The sequence below is a fragment of the Arthrobacter alpinus genome (assembly GCF_001445575.1).
GTDB lineage: Bacteria > Actinomycetota > Actinomycetes > Actinomycetales > Micrococcaceae > Specibacter > Specibacter alpinus_C.
Genome location: NZ_CP013200.1, coordinates 1,121,242 through 1,142,563, shown reverse-complemented (window position 1 = coordinate 1,142,563; position 21,322 = coordinate 1,121,242). Strand labels below are relative to the sequence as shown.

At 60.6% G+C, this 21,322-nt stretch carries 23 protein-coding genes; 16 read left to right on the top strand and 7 right to left on the bottom strand.

Annotation, left to right across the window (positions count from 1 at the left end):
- Window positions 1–149: 149 nt before the first annotated feature.
- From mshD to asd, 16 genes are all read left to right on the top strand, one after another.
- Window positions 150–1,130, top strand: a complete 981-nt coding sequence (gene mshD, locus AS189_RS05035) for a mycothiol synthase (protein WP_062286604.1) — start codon at window positions 150–152, stop codon at window positions 1,128–1,130.
- 66 nt (window positions 1,131–1,196) lie between these two features.
- Window positions 1,197–3,446, top strand: coding sequence for an RNA degradosome polyphosphate kinase (locus AS189_RS05030; RefSeq protein ID WP_062286603.1), 2,250 nt, complete (start codon window positions 1,197–1,199; stop codon window positions 3,444–3,446).
- Window positions 3,446–4,411 carry an NUDIX hydrolase gene (locus AS189_RS05025; RefSeq protein ID WP_062286602.1) on the top strand — a complete coding sequence of 322 codons (966 nt, stop codon included), beginning with the start codon at window positions 3,446–3,448 and terminating at the stop codon, window positions 4,409–4,411. Before AS189_RS05030 ends, AS189_RS05025 begins: the two co-directional genes overlap by 1 nt.
- 181 nt (window positions 4,412–4,592) lie before the next feature.
- Window positions 4,593–6,242, top strand: a complete 1,650-nt coding sequence (locus AS189_RS05020; protein ID WP_129587161.1) for a hypothetical protein — start codon at window positions 4,593–4,595, stop codon at window positions 6,240–6,242.
- A gap of 4 nt (window positions 6,243–6,246) precedes the next feature.
- Window positions 6,247–6,666, top strand: coding sequence for a GntR family transcriptional regulator (locus AS189_RS05015; RefSeq protein WP_062286600.1), 420 nt, complete (start codon window positions 6,247–6,249; stop codon window positions 6,664–6,666).
- Between the two features lie 65 nt (window positions 6,667–6,731).
- Window positions 6,732–7,550, top strand: coding sequence for a thymidylate synthase (locus tag AS189_RS05010; RefSeq protein ID WP_062286599.1), 819 nt, complete (start codon window positions 6,732–6,734; stop codon window positions 7,548–7,550).
- Window positions 7,547–8,125, top strand: coding sequence for a dihydrofolate reductase (locus AS189_RS05005; protein ID WP_062286598.1), 579 nt, complete (start codon window positions 7,547–7,549; stop codon window positions 8,123–8,125). The genes AS189_RS05010 and AS189_RS05005 overlap by 4 nt, the downstream gene beginning before the upstream one ends.
- A gap of 112 nt (window positions 8,126–8,237) precedes the next feature.
- Window positions 8,238–9,167 (top strand): WXG100 family type VII secretion target, encoded by a 930-nt coding sequence (locus AS189_RS05000; RefSeq protein WP_062286597.1) that lies wholly within the window; start codon window positions 8,238–8,240, stop codon window positions 9,165–9,167.
- Window positions 9,168–9,185: 18 nt separating this feature from the next.
- On the top strand, window positions 9,186–9,842 hold the full coding sequence (locus tag AS189_RS04995; RefSeq protein ID WP_062286596.1) for a hypothetical protein: 657 nt from the start codon (window positions 9,186–9,188) through the stop codon (window positions 9,840–9,842).
- Between the two features lie 89 nt (window positions 9,843–9,931).
- Window positions 9,932–10,300 carry a hypothetical protein gene (locus AS189_RS04990; RefSeq protein ID WP_129587160.1) on the top strand — a complete coding sequence of 123 codons (369 nt, stop codon included), beginning with the start codon at window positions 9,932–9,934 and terminating at the stop codon, window positions 10,298–10,300.
- Between the two features lie 78 nt (window positions 10,301–10,378).
- Window positions 10,379–10,780, top strand: coding sequence for a hypothetical protein (locus AS189_RS04985; RefSeq protein ID WP_062286594.1), 402 nt, complete (start codon window positions 10,379–10,381; stop codon window positions 10,778–10,780).
- A 52-nt stretch (window positions 10,781–10,832) separates the two neighbouring features.
- Entirely contained in the window at window positions 10,833–11,246 is a 414-nt protein-coding gene (locus tag AS189_RS04980) for a hypothetical protein (RefSeq protein WP_062286593.1), read from the top strand.
- A 72-nt stretch (window positions 11,247–11,318) separates the two neighbouring features.
- Window positions 11,319–11,669: a hypothetical protein gene (locus AS189_RS04975; protein WP_062286592.1), complete on the top strand. Its 351-nt coding sequence runs from the start codon at window positions 11,319–11,321 to the stop codon at window positions 11,667–11,669.
- A 68-nt stretch (window positions 11,670–11,737) separates the two neighbouring features.
- Window positions 11,738–12,115, top strand: a complete 378-nt coding sequence (locus AS189_RS04970) for a hypothetical protein (protein ID WP_062286591.1) — start codon at window positions 11,738–11,740, stop codon at window positions 12,113–12,115.
- A 27-nt stretch (window positions 12,116–12,142) separates the two neighbouring features.
- Window positions 12,143–12,646, top strand: a complete 504-nt coding sequence (locus AS189_RS04965; protein ID WP_062286590.1) for a hypothetical protein — start codon at window positions 12,143–12,145, stop codon at window positions 12,644–12,646.
- Between the two features lie 126 nt (window positions 12,647–12,772).
- A complete protein-coding gene (gene asd / locus AS189_RS04960; RefSeq protein ID WP_062286589.1) occupies window positions 12,773–13,906 on the top strand; it encodes an aspartate-semialdehyde dehydrogenase in 1,134 nt (377 codons plus the stop codon).
- Window positions 13,907–13,962: 56 nt separating this feature from the next.
- Here asd and AS189_RS04955 read toward each other — a convergent pair whose 3' ends face one another.
- The 7 genes from AS189_RS04955 to AS189_RS04925 form a co-directional block, all read right to left on the bottom strand.
- On the bottom strand, window positions 13,963–15,165 hold the full coding sequence (locus AS189_RS04955; protein ID WP_062286588.1) for a winged helix DNA-binding domain-containing protein: 1,203 nt from the start codon (window positions 15,163–15,165) through the stop codon (window positions 13,963–13,965).
- A 117-nt stretch (window positions 15,166–15,282) separates the two neighbouring features.
- Window positions 15,283–16,410: a fatty acid desaturase family protein gene (locus tag AS189_RS04950; protein ID WP_082634087.1), complete on the bottom strand. Its 1,128-nt coding sequence runs from the start codon at window positions 16,408–16,410 to the stop codon at window positions 15,283–15,285.
- 251 nt (window positions 16,411–16,661) lie between these two features.
- Window positions 16,662–17,669: a type IV toxin-antitoxin system AbiEi family antitoxin domain-containing protein gene (locus tag AS189_RS04945; RefSeq protein ID WP_129587159.1), complete on the bottom strand. Its 1,008-nt coding sequence runs from the start codon at window positions 17,667–17,669 to the stop codon at window positions 16,662–16,664.
- A 313-nt stretch (window positions 17,670–17,982) separates the two neighbouring features.
- The gene (locus AS189_RS04940; protein ID WP_062286586.1) at window positions 17,983–19,089 is read right to left on the bottom strand and encodes a UDP-N-acetylmuramate dehydrogenase; all 1,107 of its coding nucleotides are present in this window, start codon (window positions 19,087–19,089) and stop codon (window positions 17,983–17,985) included.
- A 9-nt stretch (window positions 19,090–19,098) separates the two neighbouring features.
- Window positions 19,099–20,400, bottom strand: coding sequence for an MFS transporter (locus AS189_RS04935; RefSeq protein WP_062286585.1), 1,302 nt, complete (start codon window positions 20,398–20,400; stop codon window positions 19,099–19,101).
- Window positions 20,397–20,837, bottom strand: coding sequence for a MaoC family dehydratase (locus AS189_RS04930; RefSeq protein ID WP_062286584.1), 441 nt, complete (start codon window positions 20,835–20,837; stop codon window positions 20,397–20,399). The genes AS189_RS04935 and AS189_RS04930 overlap by 4 nt, the downstream gene beginning before the upstream one ends.
- Window positions 20,837–21,286: an FAS1-like dehydratase domain-containing protein gene (locus AS189_RS04925; RefSeq protein WP_062286583.1), complete on the bottom strand. Its 450-nt coding sequence runs from the start codon at window positions 21,284–21,286 to the stop codon at window positions 20,837–20,839. Before AS189_RS04925 ends, AS189_RS04930 begins: the two co-directional genes overlap by 1 nt.
- Between the last annotated feature and the right edge of the window lie 36 nt (window positions 21,287–21,322).

Below are 21,322 nucleotides of genomic sequence, written 5' to 3'. Positions count from 1 at the left end.
AGGCGGAACATGTTCATCCATCCTGCTGCCCTCAAACTGTATGCCAGCTCCCCTCTGCCATGCAAACTCACGCACGTGAGCGTGACGAGGCAGTGATGAGAGCGCGCCGAGTCTCGCAATACCCCAGCAGTGCACACTAGGCTGTGAACATGAGCCCCGCAAAGACTGATAGTTGGCCGGTAACAGTACTCTCAGGTGCCCTCGGGCCCCAGCTGCTGCAAGAGATCCAGACCGTGATTGCTGCTGCCGAAGATGCCGACGGCAACCCGCCCTTCTCTGAACAGACCTTGGTGGAGCTGAAGTCCACCGACGCCGGTCCCCACACCGTGCTGACCTTGCTCACCTATGCTCCCGAGGACGCTTCACCCACTGTCGGGGAGGACCTGGCAGGGGTTGCGGTGGTGGTGCTCAATGGCAGTGAAGGCGTTCTGGAGATTGTGGTCCACCCCGCATATCGCAACGACGGCGTTGGCGCCATCCTCGCGGACAAACTGGTTGAAGTGCGCGGGCTGCAGGGAATCAAGGCTTGGTCCCACGGCGACCATGAGGCGGCCGCCGATCTGGCCGCGAGTTACGGCTACCACGCCATCCGGGAACTGTGGCGTATGCGCCTGGTCCGGCAGGCGCCGTCGTCCGCTGACCCACAGGCTGCCGCACACTATGAAGCGCCCGACGGCGTGACGCTGCGGACCTTTGTCCCGCACCACGATGAAGAGCCCTGGCTGGCCGCCAATGCAGCAGCCTTTGCCCATCATCCCGAGCAGGGCTCACTGACCCTGGCGGACCTGCAGGCGCGCATGGCCGAAGAGTGGTTTGATCCGCAGGGGTTCTTCCTAGCAGTGAATGAATCCGGTGAAATCTTAGGGTTCCACTGGACCAAAGTTCATCCTGCCCGTGCAGGCCAGGCCGCCATGGGAGAGGTTTACGTGGTGGGTGTCACGCCTGCTGCTCAGGGGCTGGGCCTAGGTAAAACCCTGACCCGCCAGGGAATGGATTACCTGCAAAACTCCGGGCTGCGAGCAATTATGCTTTACGTTGATGCGGACAATGAAGCGGCAGTGTCGCTTTACCGCAAACTTGGTTTCACCAAGTGGGACTCCGACGTCATGTACGGCCCTCTCTCCGCCTAACCCGCCTGCGGGTAGCGACCAGGCTTGTAAAGTTGATCTACTAGCTCCAACCATGAGGACTTATCGATGAAGCGCGAATACAAAGGCTCCCCGAACACGGCAGTCGCTACCGGCAGGGAACGCTTTATTGCTGGCGAAGTCCCTTCGGCCCGGGCCACCCAGGATCGAATTGAGATTCCGGAGTTCGAGCCCTCGCTCACCCCCGAAGGCGATGTGAGCCCCGACCGTTTCCTTGACCGGGAACTGAGCTGGCTGGCCTTCAACGCCCGCGTTCTGGAACTGGCAGAAGATCCAGATCTGCAGCTGCTGGAACGCGTCACATTCCTGTCCATTTTTGCGTCCAACTTGGATGAATTCTTCATGGTCCGGGTGGCTGGTTTGAAGCGCCGCATCGCCGCCGGTTTGGCTGTCCCCTCCCCCGCCGGGCTGAGCCCCTTGGAGGTTTTGGAACAAATCAGCGACGCCGCCCATGAGCTCCATGCCCGGCACGCCCATGTCTTTGCCAACCAGATCCGACCCGCGTTGGCCTACGAGCACATCCACCTTGTCCACTGGGATGAGCTCGATGACCCTTCCAAGGTTCAGCTTTCAAAGATGTTTGCCGAGAAGATGTTCCCCATCCTCACCCCGCTCGCGGTGGATCCGGCTCACCCGTTCCCGTACATCTCCGGCTTGTCCCTGAACCTGGCTGTGGTGGTTCGTAACCCCGTCAGCGACAAGGAACTCTTCGCACGTCTGAAAGTGCCGGATTTGCTCCCCCGATTGGTGGGGCTCGACGGTCCCCGCGCCGGCACCGTCCCCGGCCGGGTGGCTCGCTTCATTCCCTTGGAAGAAGTTATCGCCCAGCACCTCGACCAGCTGTTCCCGGGCATGGAAATTGTGGAGCACCACACCTTCCGGGTGACCCGCAACGAGGACCTCGAGGTAGAAGAGGACGACGCCGAGAACCTTCTGCAAGCGCTGGAGAGGGAACTGCTGCGCCGCAAGTTCGGCCCGCCGGTGCGCCTTGAAGTGGCCACAGATATCAACCCAAGCATCCTTGAGCTTTTGGTGCGCGAGCTTGATGTTGACGAGTCAGAGGTTTACTCCCTGCCGGCTCCGCTTGATCTGCGTGGCTTGTCCATCATTGGTGGGATCGATAGGCCGGATCTGCGTTACCCCAAGCATGTGGCTCACACGTCCCGTGATCTGAACGCTTCGGAAACCTCAAAGGCGGCGAACGTCTTTGCTGCCATGCGCCGTCGTGACATCCTGCTGCACCACCCCTATGACGCGTTCTCCACCTCGGTGCAGGCGTTTTTGGAGCAGGCCGCAGCGGATCCCAAGGTGCGCGCCATCAAGCAGACCCTGTACCGGACCTCCGGCGATTCGCCCATTGTTGATGCGCTCGTTGACGCGGCCGAGGCTGGCAAGCAGGTCTTGGCTCTCGTGGAAATCAAGGCTCGCTTTGACGAGCAGGCCAATATCTCTTGGGCCCGGAAACTTGAGCAGGCTGGCGTACACGTGGTGTACGGAATTGTGGGCCTGAAGACCCACTGCAAGCTTTCCTTGGTGGTGCGTCAGGAACAGGACGGCCTGCGCCGCTACTGCCACATTGGCACGGGAAACTACCACCCCCGCACGGCCAGGTACTACGAAGACTTGGGGCTGCTCACGGCAGACAACCAGGTTGGCGAGGACCTGTCCAAGCTGTTCAACCAGCTTTCGGGCTACGCTCCGAAGACCTCCTTTGACAGGCTGTTGGTGGCTCCGCGCTCCGTGCGCAGCGGCCTCATCGATCTGATCGATGCGGAAATCGCGAACAAGAAAGCTGGTTTGCCGGCCCAGGTTCGGATCAAGGTCAACTCCATGGTGGATGAAGCCATCATCGATTCGCTCTACCGCGCCTCACAGGCGGGTGTGGAAGTTGGCGTCATTGTGCGTGGCATTTGTTCACTGCGCCCGGGCGTTCCGGGTCTGAGTGAGAACATCACCGTCAGATCCGTTCTGGGCCGATTCCTTGAGCACTCACGCGTGTTCACCTTTGCCAATGGCGGCGGGGACAACAGCATTGTCTACATTGGCTCTGCCGACATGATGCACCGGAACCTGGACCGCCGTGTCGAGGCGCTGGTGAGACTGTCCAACCGTGACGACGTCGCCGAAGTGAACTCACTTTTGAGTCGCTACCTCGATCCGCAAACGGCCAGCTGGCATCTGGATCAGGAAGGCGAATGGAAGCGCCACCACATTGATGCTGACGGAAACCCCTTGCTCGATGTTCAATCATGGCTGCTTGCCAGCCGGTCACGTCCGCGATCTGCACAGCACCGTTAATGCGCAACACTGAACACATTGAAACCCCGGTTGACGAGGGCACGGCTGTCTCCATTTATGCCGCTGGCGCCCTCTGCTGGCGGGTTAAGAAGAAAAAGGTTGAAGTTCTGCTGATCCACCGCCAGCGCTACGACGACTGGTCTTGGCCTAAAGGCAAACTGGACAAGGGCGAAACTCTTCCCGAGTGTGCTGTGCGGGAAGTGTCTGAGGAAGTAGGTCTGGCCATCACCTTGGGCATTCCGCTGCCGTCCATTCGCTATGCCGTAAAACCGGGCTGCAAAGAAGTCCACTACTGGGCTGCGGCCGTGGATGACCTACCAGCACTCCCGGACGGGAAGGAAGTGGATGTTGCTCTTTGGTGCAGCCCCAGCAAGGCCCGTGATCTTCTCTCCAACCCATCAGATCTAGAACCCTTGGAGGCGCTAGTAGCAGCCTATGAAGGTTCCAGACTGAGCACGTGGCCCTTGCTGATCATCCGGCATGCTAAAGCCAAACCGCGTTCATCGTGGACACGGGCGGAGGGCGAACGTCCACTTGCCGCCACCGGCAAACGGCAGGCCCTGTACCTGCAGCGCCTGCTCATGGCATGGCACCCAGGCCGCATCTATACCAGTGATTGGCTGCGCTGTATCTCCACCATTTCCCCTTATGCCCAAGCAACCAAGCCCAAGGTCAAGGTGGTGCAATGGTTAACGGAAGCCGATCACAAACGCCATCCCGGCAAGGTAACCGCGGTCGTGGAAAAGATGCTGACACGTTCATCGGCCACTGCAGCGTGCACCCACCGCCCGGTATTACCTACGGTCTTGAAGGCTCTGGCCGGGCATATGCCCCCAGCGATGCGTGAGTCACTGCCATTGCTGGATCCGCATCTCTCCCCCGGCGAAGTCCTCATTGCGCACGTCTCCTTGGACAAGCCCGGCACAATTGTGGCCCTGGAGCAGCACAAGCCCTACGACGACTGACAGATCCAACCGCGACAAACCCGGCATGACGCGAAAGCGGCGGCAATTTCCAGAAAGGGGAACTAGGACGCACAGTTCCCCACCGGTGACGTGGTTGCAACCGCCATACGGCGACAAGCTCTAGTGCCGATGAATCTTTGTACCGTATGCTCGGTACAAAGATTCATTAGTCATGGGGGAAATGATGTTTGATATCAACTGGATGGAACTGCTGGTCCTTGTAGGCACGGTGGGTGTCAGCGCCGCAGTTGTGGCGTACCTGGCCCTGCGCATGTTCGTGTGGAGCAAAGCTGCATCAAAATCCATTGAACACATCCGCAAGCACGCCCTGTGGACCGGCGTCATTGCTTGGGCGTTCAGCGGCCTGACCGGCGCCAACCGGGCCGGAATTTACAATCCCGACCAACTGCAGGCAGAACCCTGGGCGACAATCCCCTGGCTTGCCATTCTCGGCCCGGTGGTGGCGGTAGTCGCGGTCCACGCCATCGGTCAATCCACCTGGCCCGCACCAAAGTCGCCCCGCCGCGTGGCCGTTCTGGAGTTTCGGAGTACCCGCGACTACGTCAGCCCGGCCCTGGGCTGGACCGTGGCCGGGATCTTCACCCTGACAGCAGCTACTCTTGCATTGCTCTTTTTCGCCCCCGGGTTCATCTCCGCTACCAGTGTCATCCTCGGCGAAAGCGGCCAATCGATTCAGACCCAGCACGGCCGGACGCCCGGATATGTCCTCGCCACGGCACTGAGTGCTGGATTTCTTCTTCTCACCGTCGGTACCGTTTTGGTCATGCGACTCATTGCCTCGCGCAGGTCACTTGAAAATCTGACTCCGGAGCAAAACAACACCCTGCGAACCATCGGGATGAACCGGCTGCTGCGCGTCTCTGCCACCGTGGCATCGGGGCTGGCAGCCGTTGCCGGAAACTATCTGAGCCAACCAGCCCCGGATTCCACTGCAACATCATGGGTTAACTGGCTGGCTATCGTCAACGCTGCGGTCCTGATCGCCATGCTGCTCTGGAAGCCGCCGTTCCTCGATTCGCCCACGGACGACGCCGGATACAACGCTTTGTTCAATACCGGTAGGTCTGCGGCCACGTCCGCAGGAGACGGCCCCGCCGCGGCCAAACTAAGCAATGCGGCAGGTATCACGGCACCCCTCGCTGGCACCCTTGGCCTCGTGGCTGGGTGGTTGGCTACGCCGTGGTTTGGCTGGCTAGGCCCGCTCACACTGGCCTTGGTATTCGTGCTGCTCTCGCACTTGTGCTTGGAGCTCGTGTTGCGAAAAAACTACGCCACGCCCGGCACCACCCGTACCCGGCTCAAAGCTGCCGTTCCCACAACACTCATTCTCGCCATTGCCGTCGGCGGGCTAGGTCTCATTCCCCTGCTCATCATGGTTAGCGGCATCAACAGGGGAGGCATGTATGACTGGCCCGGTTTTGGCAATTCCGCGCCGCACTTCCTGGTTCCCCTTGTCTGCGCTGTGGCGCTCCTGTGCGCAGGCGCAGCGTCCGCATGTGTCGTCCTGCTGCGCCCAGGATTGAGTAATGCTTCGGAGTTGCTGGATAGAACGCTGCGCAGACGGTCATTGTTTAGGATCTACCGAACGGTGGGCGGCGGCCTGTTTGCTCTTCTAGGAGCGGCGTTCCTGGCCGTGGGAACGGAACCAACCTTCGGCACGGAGTCAGCGAATTCTGCGTTCGGGATCGTCGGCGCGCTCTGCTTTGTGGTGGCAGCTACCCTCTGCTTCTACCCGGTACGGGGATTCACGCCGGCCGATTTCATGCCCGCAGCAGCGAAAGCCACTGGCACCACGAGTCTGAAAAAGTAGCGCCATGGACGCTCAGATTGTCATTGACCTGCAAACGGGAACTCCTCCCTACGAACAGATTCAGACTCAGATTTCCTCGCTCGTTGCCGTCGGCGAACTGCCGCTCGGTACGCGCCTACCTACTGTTAGAGCCTTGGCCGCCGACCTTGGCGTCGCCGCCGGCACGGTGGCCCGGGCCTATAAGGAGCTCGAGGCTGCCGGGACGGTCATCACCAACCGGCGGCAGGGCACCGTGGTGGCCGATGGCGTGTCCCCTCCGGACCGGCCAACGGAAGGAAACCAACCGGCTCCGGTGACGAACGCACTGAACGTAATGACCGCCGTCGAACATCTCATTGAAGAAGGCGAACGGGCCGGGCTGGACGGCAAGATGCTCATCACACTGTTGCAGGGACGTCTGAACCAGCGCGCTTCTAAGCCGTAGGTAGACTTGTGCTCGTACCTTTTTGCCCTGCCGCAAAAGCCCTACAAACCATAATGCGAGTTCGCGTGACTATTTTGACCCCTTACGAAGACATGATGCGAGATGTGCTGGCCAACGGCATCGCGAAGTCAGACCGCACAGGCACCGGCACACGCAGTGTCTTTGGCCGCCAGCTGCGCTTTGATCTGAGCGAGAGTTTCCCGCTGATCACCACCAAGCGCGTGCACTTCAAATCGGTCGCCATGGAGCTGCTGTGGTTCCTGCGCGGCGATTCCAATGTGCGCTGGCTCCAGGAAAATGGCGTCAAGATCTGGAATGAGTGGGCGGACGACGACGGCGAGCTGGGTCCCGTCTATGGCGTCCAGTGGCGCTCGTGGCCCACCCCGGACGGCGAGCACATCGACCAGATTTCCGCCGTCATGGAGTCTTTGAAGGAGAACCCGGATTCCCGGCGCCACATTGTCTCGGCTTGGAATGTTGGCGAGTTGAAGAACATGGCGTTGCCGCCGTGCCACGCCTTCTTCCAGTTTTATGTGGCCCCCACCGAGGACGGGCGCGGCAAGCTCAGCTGCCAGCTGTACCAGCGTTCGGCCGACACCTTCCTGGGGGTGCCGTTCAACATTGCCTCCTATGCTTTGCTGACCATGATGATGGCGCAGCAACTGGACATGGAACCGGGTGAATTCATCTGGACCGGCGGAGATGTGCATATTTATGACGATCACATCCAGCAGGTCACCGAGCAGCTTTCCCGGGAACCGTACCCGTACCCAAAACTGCGCATCAACCGTATGCCCGACTCAATTTTTGATTACGATTTTGCAGACTTTGAGCTGGTCGATTACCAGCACCACCCCTCGATTAAGGCGCCGATAGCAGTATGAGCGAGTCCCTTTCCACCTACCGTTTTAGCCAGCCGATCGTGGGCATGATCTGGGCGCAGACCAACACCGGCGTGATTGGGGCCGACGGCGGAATGCCCTGGCACCTGCCAGAGGATCTGGCTCACTTCAAGCGCGTCACCTTGGGCCACCCTGTGGTCATGGGGCGCAAGACATGGGAATCGTTTCCGGATAAGTTCCGGCCGCTTCCGGAGCGCACCAACATTGTGGTGACCCGGCAACCAGGGTGGGCTTCCACGCCTGAGGCTGCTGGCGCCGTCGTGCTTGACTCGGTGGAGGAAGCCCTCGTTGAGGCACAATTCTCCCCCGGCGGCAATGAAGTCTGGGTCATTGGCGGCGGGCAGGTGTTTGAGCAGCTTGCGGAGCATTGCAACGTGGCGGTGGTGACAGTTATCAACTCAGATGTTGCTGGCGATACGCAAGCTCCGGGGCTGGGCCAGGAATGGTCGTTCCGAGGGGCATCGCCCTTGGAGGGCTGGCACACCGGCAAGAACGGGACTGAATACCGAATCACCATGTGGGCGAAGGGCGAGACCGAGTTCGCAGCACCCGAGTAATGACACCCAAAGATGGCGATGGGGAGTCCACCCCATCGCGGTACGGCTGTGCTGTAACTAGGCTCTAAGCAGACTTGTAATACTTCCTCTTCCCTCACACTTCGGAGCGACTATGTCTGAAATGCTGGGTGCAGACCTTGAGGAACTCCGGGCCCTGGCCCGGGACTTCTCAGGTAACTCGCAAAAGCTTGTCCAGGCGCAGAAGATCATCGACGGTGCCGTGAACCAGCTCCCGCGCTATTGGCAGGGTCCGGATGCACAGCGCTTTGCCTCGCAATGGCGCGGTCAACACCGCGGTGTCATTTCCCGCACGGCCGCCATGCTCGATGAGACGGCCGAGCATCTCAAAAAGAACGCGCAGGAACAGGAACAGGCCAGCTCGGCTTCAAGCTTGAGCGGGCCCGGTGGTTCTAGCGGCGGCGGCGAGAAACCCTTCGTCAAGTTTGGCCCGGATTGGCTGGCGGATGAGGACTCGCCGTTCAGGAATGGATGGACGGCATACGGCGCGGCCAAATGGATTCCCAATATGCGCGCCAGTGTCTTCGACATGACTGCAATGCTCACCAAAGCCAACCGCGCAGGATTCTTCAGCGAAGAAGCTTGGAAAGCTCTCCGAGCCCGAAATGGATTCAGCCAGTTCGCTAATATGTCCTCCGACATGTTTGATGGCAATTGGCACAAGGCATTCAGCATGCCTGAGGGTTCCAAGGCCTTCAAGTTTTTTAACGTTGCAGGCAAGGGCGTAGGTGTTTTTGGTGCCGGGCTGGATGCACTGGACAGTTTCAACTACTTTTCAGAAGGGAAAACTGGAGATGGAATCTACTCGGGCGTCAAGGCTGGCCTTGGACTCGCTAGTTTAGCCCCACCACCAATAGGCCCGGCAGCTGCGATTGCTAGCGGCGCCCTGTTCCTCTATGACAACGTGCCCGTTATCCACGACGCGGCCAATGCGGTTGGCAAATCGGTTGCGGACGCCGCCGTGGCAACAGGCAATGCAGTGGCCGATGGCGCAAAAAACGTCGCCAAGTTCTTTGGCTTCTAACAACAAGGAGATAAGACTTTGACACAGACACGCACTGGCCCAGGCGACGCTGCACAGCAAGCCTTTCCTGACGCCATCGGATTTGGATTCGCAGAACTTGTGGCTTTGTTGAACCTTGCTCCCAGCGAGGCAACTACCCGCAGCGCCGCCGCTTTGCGCATTGAAAATGAACTCCACGACGACAAAATCCTCTTCGCCGGCGCTTCTTCACTCGTAGCTCGAGGATTTGCCACCGTTGGCGCTGGCGGTGAGCTGAGCATCAGCGGTCCCGTTGCAGCTGTCACTCACGCACTTTCTACCGCCACGCGCCGGATGCAGATCGACCTGCTGACAGCCGATTCCGTAGACAACGTGATCACGGTGGACGCACCAGAATATGCGATCGTCCTACAACCCCGCGCCTACTTAACCTGGTTCGCCATGGCCCAAAAACCCGGAATCTCCGCAGCGGAAGGGAACTTCTGGATCATGCGCAAGCATCTTCAGGACAATCCTGACGGCGGAGCTAGCATCAAGCGGCTAGAGGACCCGTCAGCGGCTCAACTGTTGCTAAAGCTCGCTGGAAACTCGTGGACCATCGGATATAACACCTCGGGACCAGAAGACATCACTGAGATCTCGGGACTTTCCGATGCCGAAGTCCTGGAAAAGATCCGTCAGATCAGGCAAGACTGACTGTGCCAAACGACCCATACAAAGGTGCAAGGGATGCAGCTGCGACGCTCTGGCATCAGCAAGCAGTCGCAGCCGGTCAAACCGAACGTATGCTGGTTCGCGCAGTCAACGGCGAACTGGTCAGCTATCTGCCCGAGGAGTACGGGGTTGCTCGCATGACCCACGGCAATTCCCTCACATCCGTTGGCGGCAATTGGACTCTTGCCGCTTGTATGTCGATCATTGGGCTGGTATTACCTGCTGGGGTGGCGATCGCCGCCATTGCTAGAAGCGAAAGCCCTCCCGTTGCCTTGTGGATCCTGCCGCTGCTTTTTGTTCCAACGGCGTGGTATTTCATCCGCAGCGCCCGCCGAGAAGCAACAGCGGTGCGCTTGCGCCGCGAGCGTGGCCTACCAGCTCCAACCTCTCAAACAATTGAGAGCAAGTGGAACCGGGACCGATCACCAAACGGCGTCTAGCGGGTTCCTCGCAACTGGCATCCAAGTGAAACCTGCAACAGCGCCAGAGGGCTGCATTTCAACCTAAAGAGATAGCCAATGAACATCAACGAGCAAGGCGCGCAGCGCCAGTTGCAGGACCAACAGACGAAGGCCTGGCACGAGCAGGCGGTCGCCAGTGGCCAGAAACGCTACCTGAAGCGGGCCTCCAACGGCGAACTCGTCAGCTACCTTCCGGAGGAATATGGAGTGGGGCGCACCGGTCTTGGTCCCAAGATCTATACCGTCTGGGGACATGGAATCCTGGTCGCCGGTGAATTGGTCTTCTTGGTCCTCGTCTTCCAAGCCATCAATGTGGGATATGACAATGTCCCTATGGTTGTGTGGTTCACCGTGGCTTTCTTTACATTGGTGATTGCCTACTCCACCTGGAACCTCGTCAAGGAAGCTAAAGCCACACGCCTGCGGCGCCAGCGGGGCCTTCCCACACCGGCAGAATAGTGCTTCATACCCAGAAAGCCCACCCAAAGATCTGATTGGAGAAGATGCTGCCGTGAGCAGGAAGCCACCAAAGCCTGAGGGCGCCCACGCCGCCCAGCCCGGCGACGCCATCTACTGCTCCGACCGGGAACGGCGAAAAGGCTTCTACAAGTCCGAGGTGGAACGCGAGGCCTTCCGCCAAGGCCTGACGGTTGAAGAATACGGTGTTTACAAGGGTTCAGTGGGAAGTTCAGTAAAGCCCGTGAACAGCGCAGGCGGCCTGCTGGCAATCTCGCTGCTACTGACAGCCATCAATGGTGCCGTTTGGGTCATGTTCATCATCCATTGGGTTCAGGCAGGGCCGCAGGAAGCTTTGAAGAACACCGTCCCCTGCTCCTGGCTGGAATGTTTGTTCCATGGAGCTGGGTGTACTTTGCCCGCGAGCACAAGGCGGAGAAACTCCGTAAAGCCCGCGGCATTACGCTGATCCGGCCGGAATAGCGGTGTCGCGGTTGCCACTAATGATCCGATCAACACCTCGAGGGAAGCAAAGCAAGTCATGACCCACCGAACACCGGGGCCGAATGGCCCGAACTACGATCCAAGTCCGTTCAACGTAAACCAGTACCGGGACGAATACGGGCCGGGTGGAGTCCCGTCGGACTACACGTTCCATGCAAAAACACCGCTGCAGAATCCCAACGCCATCCGTATTCTGGGCGTTGTCCTGTTCGTCATTGCCTGCGTGCCGATCTACCCGGCCACGCTGTCTGGCTTCGCCATGCCCGGGTCCCTCTACGCAGGGCTGCTCTTTTTGGGAGCCGCCACGGCAGGCGTCTGGGCCTTCATCATTGCCAACCGCCGGCAAAAATGGCTCATCGCCAAGGGTGTGCCCCGCAAAGACTGGTGATCCCGATTTCATCAGCAGGCAACGCCGTATGCCACCCCTGAGAATTCGTTACTACCTATGAGGAATCCATGTCTCACATGGCCCCGGAGCAACCCTCCGAACCGTATGAACCGCACCCCAACAACCTGATTCGCGACCGCAAAAGGATGCGGAGCCAATACGGCCCGCACGCCTACACGCGCGGCATGTACGTCAACGGAACCCAAACCCCGCTCAAGCCAAGGAACATCCGGATCCAAAGCTCCATACCCATCGTCTTTGCACTAGGGTTCCTTGCCTGCGGTGTCTGGTTCTTGGTTGCCAGCGAATATCCTGTGGGCGGGCCAGTCATGTTCGGGGCCGCCGCCTTCATGCTCTTCCTGAGCTGGATCGGGTTCCGCACCGCCCGTCTCCGCGAGAAATGGGAACGCGAGAACCCAGAGCTGGCCAAGAACATCGACTACTGACGAACACTCGCAGGAATGAGGATATCAATGAGATCCAAAGCTGAGCGGGACCAGCGCTGGCACCAGAAGCAGCGCGAAAAACGCGAGAAGCACGAACAGCGGGAGCTGCGGGACGCCCAAGCCATGGCGTGGCACGATGCAGCAGTTGCCAGCGGCCAAAAACGTTTCCTCGTCCGAGCCAACAACGGCGAGCTGGTCAGCTACCTGCCCGAGGAATACGGTGTGTGGCGCGGTGGACAGGGGCCGGTGATTCAAACGGTTTGGGGCTGGGCTGCACTGACAGTAACCCTGTTGTTTATCAACGCCGTTATGGTCCTGGCAATGCTGGGCAGCGCCAGGGAGAATCCCGGAAGCGTCCACGGGGGCCTGTGGTTCGGGTTCGGGCTCTCCCTGCTCATACTTGTGGTCATTGGCCGTTATCTGGTCATCGAGGCCAAGGCCACGCTCCTGCGCCGTCAAAGGGGTTTGCCCACCCCGTCTGGGACGCCCATGCTTGCCGAGAACCCCCGGCCGGGAAACTACACCCGCTGATCCCGCCGCAAAACGTGCCCCACACACGGCGAAGCTTTCCCGCAAAAGGTGCGAAACGCCGTCGTACGTGTTCATCAGATGACACGGATTTGCTGCCAGTTTGCCCCTCCACCGTAAACTTGAGGCATGACCAATAACAGTGTTCCTTCCGTCGGCCTGGTTGGCTGGCGCGGCATGGTCGGTTCCGTCCTGGTGCAGCGCATGCAGGACGAAGGCGACTTCGGCGATATCAACCCCGTCTTCTTCTCCACCTCGAACGCCGGCGGCAATGCCCCGGCGATTACCGGCGGCGACACCGGCAAGCTTGAAGATGCCTTTGATATTGATACGTTGGCCAAACTTCCCATTATTGTCACCGCCCAAGGCGGGGACTACACCTCCCGTGTACACACCGAGCTGCGCAACCGCGGCTGGGACGGCCTCTGGATGGACGCGGCCTCCACGCTGCGCATGAACAACGATTCCATCATTGTGCTGGACCCCATCAACCGTGCCGTCATCGATGCCGGTCTGGCATCCGGCGTTCGCGATTACGTGGGCGGCAACTGCACCGTTTCCTGCATGCTCATGGGTCTGGGCGGACTGTTCAAGAACGGCCTCGTCGAGTGGGGCACGTCCATGACCTACCAGGCCGCCTCCGGTGGCGGCGCCCGCCACATGCGCGAGCTCCTCAACCAGTTCGGCACGCTCAACTCCGAGGTATCCAGCGAACTGGACAACCCGGCGTCGGCCATCCTGGAAATTGACCGCAAGGTCCTGGCCCACCAGCGCGAAGGCATCGATTCATCCCAGTTTGGCGTGCCGCTGGCAGGGTCACTGATTCCCTGGATTGACGCCGACATGGGCAACGGCCAGTCCAAGGAAGAATGGAAAGCCGGGGTTGAAACCAACAAGATCCTAGGCACCACCGCCGAGAACAAGATCATTATGGACGGGCTGTGCGTGCGCATTGGCGCCATGCGCTCCCACTCTCAGGCACTCACGCTCAAACTGCGCGAGGACCTGTCAGTGGCCGAGATCGAGTCCCTGCTGGCCAACGACAACGAGTGGGCCAAGGTGGTTCCCAACACCAAGGAAGCCTCCATGGCTGACCTGACCCCCGTGGCCGCCTCCGGCACGCTGGAGGTTCCCGTGGGCCGTATCCGCAAGATGGAGATGGGCCCTGAGTACATCAGCGCCTTCACGGTGGGCGATCAGCTCCTCTGGGGCGCCGCCGAGCCGCTGCGCCGCATGCTCAAGATTGCCGTCGGCACGCTCTAACCCGCCGACACACTGACCCGCAGGGAACGCTTTGGCGCACTCTGCGGGTCAGTTATTTAAGTACGCGTATTTAGGTACGCGGCATAGCGTGCGGCTTGTTTTTCCAGAGCCTTCGCTTGTGCTGGCCTGATCTCCCCAAAAAATTCCGGAAGCACGACGCCGGCCAGTTGCCTTTGCTTCTCGGCCGCCCCTTGGGCTTTGCGCCACGTGCCAGCCACTTGTCCGCCGAGCACAACGGTGGCCTTGAACATCCCGTTGTTGCCGGGCACCGTCAGCGGCGCGTGGTGCGGGGCCAGTGCGGCCCCACGGTCCGTGTATCCCAGCAGATATTCGTCGAAGCCAGGTAGCAGAATCACTGATCTGGCCCCGGGCAGTGTCCGTGGCTCTGCACTGCCTGCCTTTTCTGCACCGTCCCGGGTTTCTATACCTGCCCCGAGCAACGCCGCCGTCTCCGGAGCCAGGTAATAGCTGACACCGTTGCAGTCGATCGTTACCAGCTGGTCCCCCAGCTGTGCCATCCCTCTATTGATGTCCTTGAGCGTCAGCTTGGTCCACCATTGGAAGTCCTTGATGGTTGCCGGTCCGTGGCTGCGGAAGTAGCGCAGGGCCAGCTCTGCCAAGGCTTGGTCTCGATCCAACACGCGCGGGTTCTTGATCCATGTCTCGCTGCGGACAAAGAACTGGGTGTTGCCCTTGCCAGCGTGGCTGTTCATGGGGCCTTGCACTAGGGTCCCCTGTAGGCACATCATGAAGATCAAATGGATCCCCCGTTGTGCTTTAGTCATCTGCCCGGCCTGCTCAAAGGTGGCCAGCAGCGCCTCCCGGGACACTCTCCCGACGGGCTGGTCCCCGCCCGACTTGTCCAAGAGCGCAACGGCGAGCTCGCGTGCCTTCTCTACGTCCGGGGTCGTAATTCCCAGCTCACGGTGACGGGCGGCCAAACTGGCGATCATCCGCTCACGGGTGAGTGCCTGAATCCAGCCAAGATCCTCGGCCGTGGTGACATGTAGGGTGCCGCGCATGGGCCACGAACGCACCAGTTCACCGCGATTAAAGGCTGCTTCGATGTCGGCACGGGTACTTCCGGGGCTCCGCAGACCGATGGACCACAGAGCGCCCGGGAAGTCTTGGCCCTGCAGTGCCGTCAATGAACGCACAACGTCCACCGGCCCCTGTGCGGGACTTGTGGACGTTGGCAGGATTCCTTGTGCAGCAAGACGCAGTCTGGCAAGTGTGGGCGGGGTGAGTTTGACGCTCATGCACTCACTCTATGCGGACACCGTACGGTATGCGTCAAACTGCTTCCGAACCCGGCGCAGCTGCTTCACTGGCGCCAAACTGGATACCAGTCCGGTGCATAAGCGAAGCGGGTGCCGTTAGCGGGCGGTGCGCATGCTTGCTGTGATGGGGCACTCGAACGGATCGCGCTGGCCCAGACCTACCTTATTCAGGTAACGCATGACGATCATGTACGACTGTCCCAGCGTGGTTTCCGTGTACGTGATGTTGCGCTCGGCGCAGTATTCGCGGACCATCGGCTGAACGGCCTTGAGGTTCTTGGAGGACATGGTGGGGAACAAGTGGTGTTCGATCTGGTAGTTCAAGCCACCCATGCCAACGTCAACCCACCAGCCGCCGGAGATGTTGCGGCTCATGAGGGTCTGGCGACGCATGAAGTCAATCTTGACGTCCTTGGGAACCAGCGGCATGCCCTTGTGGTTCGGGGCGAAGGCGCAACCCATGTACAGGCCGAGGCCCATGATCTGCACGGCCACGAAGGCCAGGCCAATGCCCCAACCCAGGAACCAGACAGTGAAGGCGGGGAGCAAGACCAAACGGACAACCAGCAAGGCAATCTCAGCCCCACGTTCCGGCACAATCTGCTTGCGGTCCAGCACGCGCTTCACGGCGGCAATGTGCAGGTCCAATGCAGCCAGAGTCAGCAGCGGGAAGAAGAAGGCACCCTGGCGGCGGGCAAACCATTTGGCAAAGCCTGTTCGCTTGGCAGCATTCTCGGGGTCAAACACGAGCGCGCCGGGATCGATGTCACCATCCACGCCGATCTTGTTTGGGTTCAGGTGGTGCTTGCCGTGCTTGTTCATCCACCAGCCGTAGCTCAGGCCCACAAACAAGTTTCCGGAAATACGGGCCAGCCACGCGTTCTTCTTCGCCGAGGCGAACACCTGGCGGTGTGCGGCGTCGTGCGAGATAAACGCAGTCTGAGTGCACATGAAGGCAAACAGCACCGCCGTGACCATCTGCCACCAGCTCTGGCCCAGCGTCAGGAAGAGTGCAAAGACGGCCAGGTAGCCGATGCTCTGACGAATGATGCGCAACACATACCACTTGATGTCGCGTTCCATGTAGCCAGCGGCGCGGACCTGCTCGGTCAACGCAATGAAATCAGTGACGTGCCGATCTCGGGCAGGACGCTTCCGGGCAGGCTTGGTCAGCACTGCTTCTTCGTCCAGTACATCCGGGGTATCAAGTGTTGCCGACGACATGAGGCTCCTCGTCTTGGCCCGCCTGCGAAGGAAGCACCAGGTAATAGAAAAATCTGAATCTTTCCATTAACACTACGAATATCCGTGGCGGCGCACATCACACCCGGGAGCCGTCTTAACCCCCTACCCGGGTAGGGGTGCAGTGCCTCCGAGACAAAAATGCCGCCGATACTGGTGATTGCCGCCCTTGGAACGGCGGCAATCACCAGTAGCGGCGGCATGGGCCCGAACCGGCCGGGATCAACCCCTGATTAGCTGCCATCCTGTGGCAGGCCCGCCCTGCGAAGCAGCGCTGCAAACTGCTCCCGGTTTCGCAGTTCGTGCCACGTCCAGCGCACAAACCCAACGCCCTGGCCACGGATGTCGTCCTCGCGGCGTTTCTCCTTCCACAACCGCTCTTCCATGGAGCCACCGCCCCAATCGGCGCGCAGGTACTTGGTCTTGCCATCAAACTCTCCGGCCAGGTTCTGTTCCTTGAACCAGAAATCAACCGAAGCATCGCTGCCGTCCCGCAAGGTGTACTGCTTCTGCAACACTGGTGCCGGAAATCCCAGTTGGTGCATTTTCGCACGGCTGATGGATTCCCCGGCAGAGCCTGACAATGCAGAAGCGAAGTTGATGACGGCGAGTGTTCTCTCCCGTGCCGCCCTGCTGGCAAGATGCTCTGCGGCGTTCAGGAGATCCCCCACCGGCACAGCCGGACCCTGCGGGCCATCCGTCACCCACAATGGCTGATGAGCTGTGCGTACAGTATCTGCCACCGCAAATTGATTGACGGCCTGCCTGTCGTCGGGGTTGCGGAGCGCCGAATCGCAGACAGCAACGGCATATGGAAACGAGAGCTCCTTGATCAGCGCCATGGTTGTCACGGCCTTGTTGGTCAGCAGAAACGGCCCGCAGCGCACCGTGTTCTGCTCCAACGATCCAACATGCCGGATCACGCCATTCTTACTGCGCCCGCTTGTCACCACGTCAGTGACAACGTGAAGCCTTCTCGGCACTCCCACAATCCACAACCCCCACAGCAGCGCTGCGGATGCATGGGTGAATACCGGCTGGCGCGGTGTCAACGCTTGAAAGGCCGCAGCTTGTAGTCCGTATCGGGACAGGAGACCCAGTTCGTTCCAATCTGTGGATTTTGTGTAGGCCCCGCGCCTGACACGCACCAGCTCACCCTTGTTGCAGCGTCTGACCAGCACCGTTGGATCTTGTCCAATAAGCCGCAAGTCAGCGGGCAAAATCAGTCGCGGATTATTCATGTGCCAAGCCTTGCACCCCAAACGCCAACTCAAAAGGGGCAATTTCGCACCTGTGGATAAGCCGACTTCGAACTTCAGAGCCGCACCCCTCAGCGCCCCACCAAAAATGCCGCCGCTACTGGTGATTGCCGCCGTTCCAAGGGCGGCAATCACCAGTAGCGGCGGCATGGGCTCGAAATCGGGAGCCTCGGATGGGCCCACGCCTGCGAGGGGCCCCGGCCGAGGGACGAGGCTGCGGAGCGGTGGATGGGCCCACGCCTGCGAGGGGCCCCGGACGAGGGACGAGGCTGCGGAGCAGGTGGGGAGCAGGTGGCTACAGCGTGCAGCCCACAAGAACAGGTTCGGGGACTAGCGTGATGCCGAATTCACGCAGGACGCCGTCCCGCACCGAGCGCGCAACCGCCAGGATGTCCTGGGCGCTGGCCCCGCCACGGTTCGTGATGGCGAGGGTGTGCTTTGTGGAGAGAGAAGCGCGTGGCGGGGTCCCGGCGTCGTACTTCCCAACTGCGCCACCAGCGGCCGCTGCGGAAAGCTCACCGGCCAGTCCGAAGCCCTTGGAGAACCCTGCATGCTCAATGAGCCAGGCGGCGCTGAGTTTGACCAGTTCGTCTACGGGCCAGCGCGGTGCGTCGGCGGGTAGGGTGGCGGCAGTCTCAGCGGAAACGATGGGGTTGGTGAAGAAGGAACCGGTGGAGAAGGTGTCGCGGTCGGCCGGGTCAAGGACCATGCCCTTGGATGCGCGCAGGGCCAGCACGGTGCGGCGCAGTTCCAGCGAATTGGCGCGCTTGCCGACCTCTACCTCGAGGCGGCGTGCCAGCTCTGCGTACTTCACGGGTGCACTCATACGGCCAAGAAGTAGCTGAAATTCCACAGTCAGGACCACGTAGCGCGGGGACCCGTTGACGGTGGCGGCCTTCAACAGTGAGTCGCGGTAGCCGAAGTTGAGCTCATGATTGGTGAATGTGTGGACGGCGTTTTTCTCCCTGTCCCACGTGCGTACGGCGGCAATGGTCTGCGCCACCTCGCAGCCGTAGGCGCCCACATTTTGCACCGGCGTTGCCCCTGCACTGCCGGGAATTCCGGATAGCGCTTCCAAACCGCTCCAGGCGTGCAGCACCGTTTGGTGAACAAAATCGTCCCAGTTGTGACCGGCCTGGACAACCACAGAGGCGCCACCGCAGGAATCTTCTGAGTTCGCCGCGTATCCCTGGCTGGCAATCTTCAGAACCGTGCCAGCGAACCCGTCATCCGAGACCAGCAGGTTGGACCCGCCGCCAATGATCAACAAGGGGGCCCCTGACTCATCCGCGGCCCGCACGGCGGCAATGATCTCCGCCTCCGTGGTGGCCTCAACATAATTGCGAGCTGGGCCTCCCACATTAAGGGTGGTCAGGGAACTTAGAAGCTTTTGCTCATTCACCAGTCCAGACTATCGCTTGAGAGCTGGCTCGTTCATGTCCAGATATGCCGGCTTGCGCACCACAGGTGTCAGGAAGAAGGCAATGACCAACATGGCCAGCACCGCCAACAACGAATGCAGCACCCCAACATGCTCTGCCAGCAGCCCCAACAACGGCGGTCCGCCTAGGAAAGCGCCGTAGCCGAGAGTGGAGACCACCGAGACGCGGGCGGCGGCGTGCTCGGGATCGTCGGAGGCAGCAGACATCGCCACCGGGAAACCGAGCGCGGAACCAAGTCCCCAGAACACCAGTGCCGCCAAGGCGATCTCTACGGTTGGCGCAAAGACAAACAGACCCAACCCAATGACGGCCAGTGCGGCACCAACCCGCAAGACGCTGACGCGGCCAAACTTGTCCAGCACCACGGTTCCAGCAAAGCGGCCAATGGTCATGGCTGAGACGAAGATGCCATAGCCCACGGCGCCGATCGCGGCGGTTGAGCCATAGCCGTCAACCATGGCAAGTGCCACCCAGTCGCCCGCAGCACCCTCAGCTAGACCAAGGCCCAGCACCAGGGCGCCGAGCAGGAGCGTGCGAGGATCACGCCAGGCTGCGGCGATTTTAGCCTTCCCGGCCTTCTTATCAGCAGCAGCCTTGTCCGTGCTAAGACTTCCGGCGGTGCCGGCGCTGATGATCGGAATGGGACCAGTGCCCGGAACTGCGCTGGAATCACCGAGGTCAACCAGGACGCCGGAGGAGTCCAGCTTGTCGGCCTGGTAGTGGCCGGCGCCGATCAGCACGGCAATGCAGACGGCAACCGCCACGAGGGACAGATGGATCGCCACCGGAACATGTACGGAGGCGGCGAGGGCCCCCATCCCGGCGCCCACCACGGTGCCGATACTGAAGGCGCCGTGCAGGCGCGGCATGATGTGCCGGCCCAGGGCGCGTTCCACCGCGGCACCCTCAATATTTGAGGAAGTGTTCCAGCTACCCGTGCCGAGTCCCACCAGCACCAGCCCGGCACCCACCACCAGTGGATCCGCGAATACGGTGGCACCAAGGCCTACGATCAGGACACCGATGGTTTGGATGACAATGCTCACCCGAGTGGTCATTTTGGAGCCAAGGCGCAGCACCACCAGACCCGACGCCGCCACTGAGACAAAGGAGCCCAGGGACATGCATAAGAGCATGAGTCCTATTTCCCCAGGTGTCAGCCCCAGGTCATCGCGAATGGCGGGAATGCGTGAGACCCAGGTGGCAAAGACCAAGCCGGAACCAGCGTAGGCGGTGACAACACCGTTTCGCCAGGCGGAAACCTGACTCACGCCACGCGAACGGTGGCTTGCGCCTTCATCAGCACCTTTTGGCCGTCCAGCGTTACCGTCAAGTCAACACGTGCGGTGCCGGCTTCGGCATCCAGCGCACCAACCACTCCCACAACTTCCACAACGGCACCCGGTGCGCCATCGAGATCAGCCACAGGAACGGGCTTAGTGAAGCGAGTTCCATAAGATACGACGGCGCCCGGGTCACCGATCCAGTCAGTCACCAGCTGCACTGCCGCACCCATGGTGAACATGCCGTGGGCAATGACGCCGGGGAGATCAACCTCGCGGGCGAAGCGTTCGTTCCAGTGGATCGGGTTGAAGTCGCCCGAGGCACCGGCGTACTTGACCAGATCGGCACGGGAAATCTCCAGGGTGCGTGAGCCGATCTCGGCGCCGACGGCCAAATCTGCCATATCAACTTTTTGCTCAGTCATTACTGTCCCTCTCCGCGCACCAGGATGGCGGACACTGTGGTGGCGATAGCAACGCCGTCGACCGTTGAAATTTCTGCGCGAGTGGTGATCATAGCCCCGCCACCCATGGCGCGGACGGTGTCCACGTGCAGCGCGGCAAGCAGCTCGTCGCCGGCCACGATGGGACGGTGGTGGGTAAAGCGCTGTTCCGCGTGCACCACACGGGAGAAATCAATTCCGGAATCGGAGTCATTGATCAGCAGGGCATCGGCACGCTGCGCCACGATGATGGCGTAGGTTGGCGGTGCAACAAGATCGGCATGGCCCAAAGCCTGAGCTGCGGAAACGTCAAAATGGGCTGCATGAGTGGCTTTGACGGCCCTGGCGAAGTCACGAATGGACTCCCTGCCAACACTGTACGGTTCACCTAATGCGTAGCTGCGCCCCTGCAGCTCTGGGTTGATGGTCATAGGCTTAAGCCTATAGGGCACATGCCGGGTGACGCA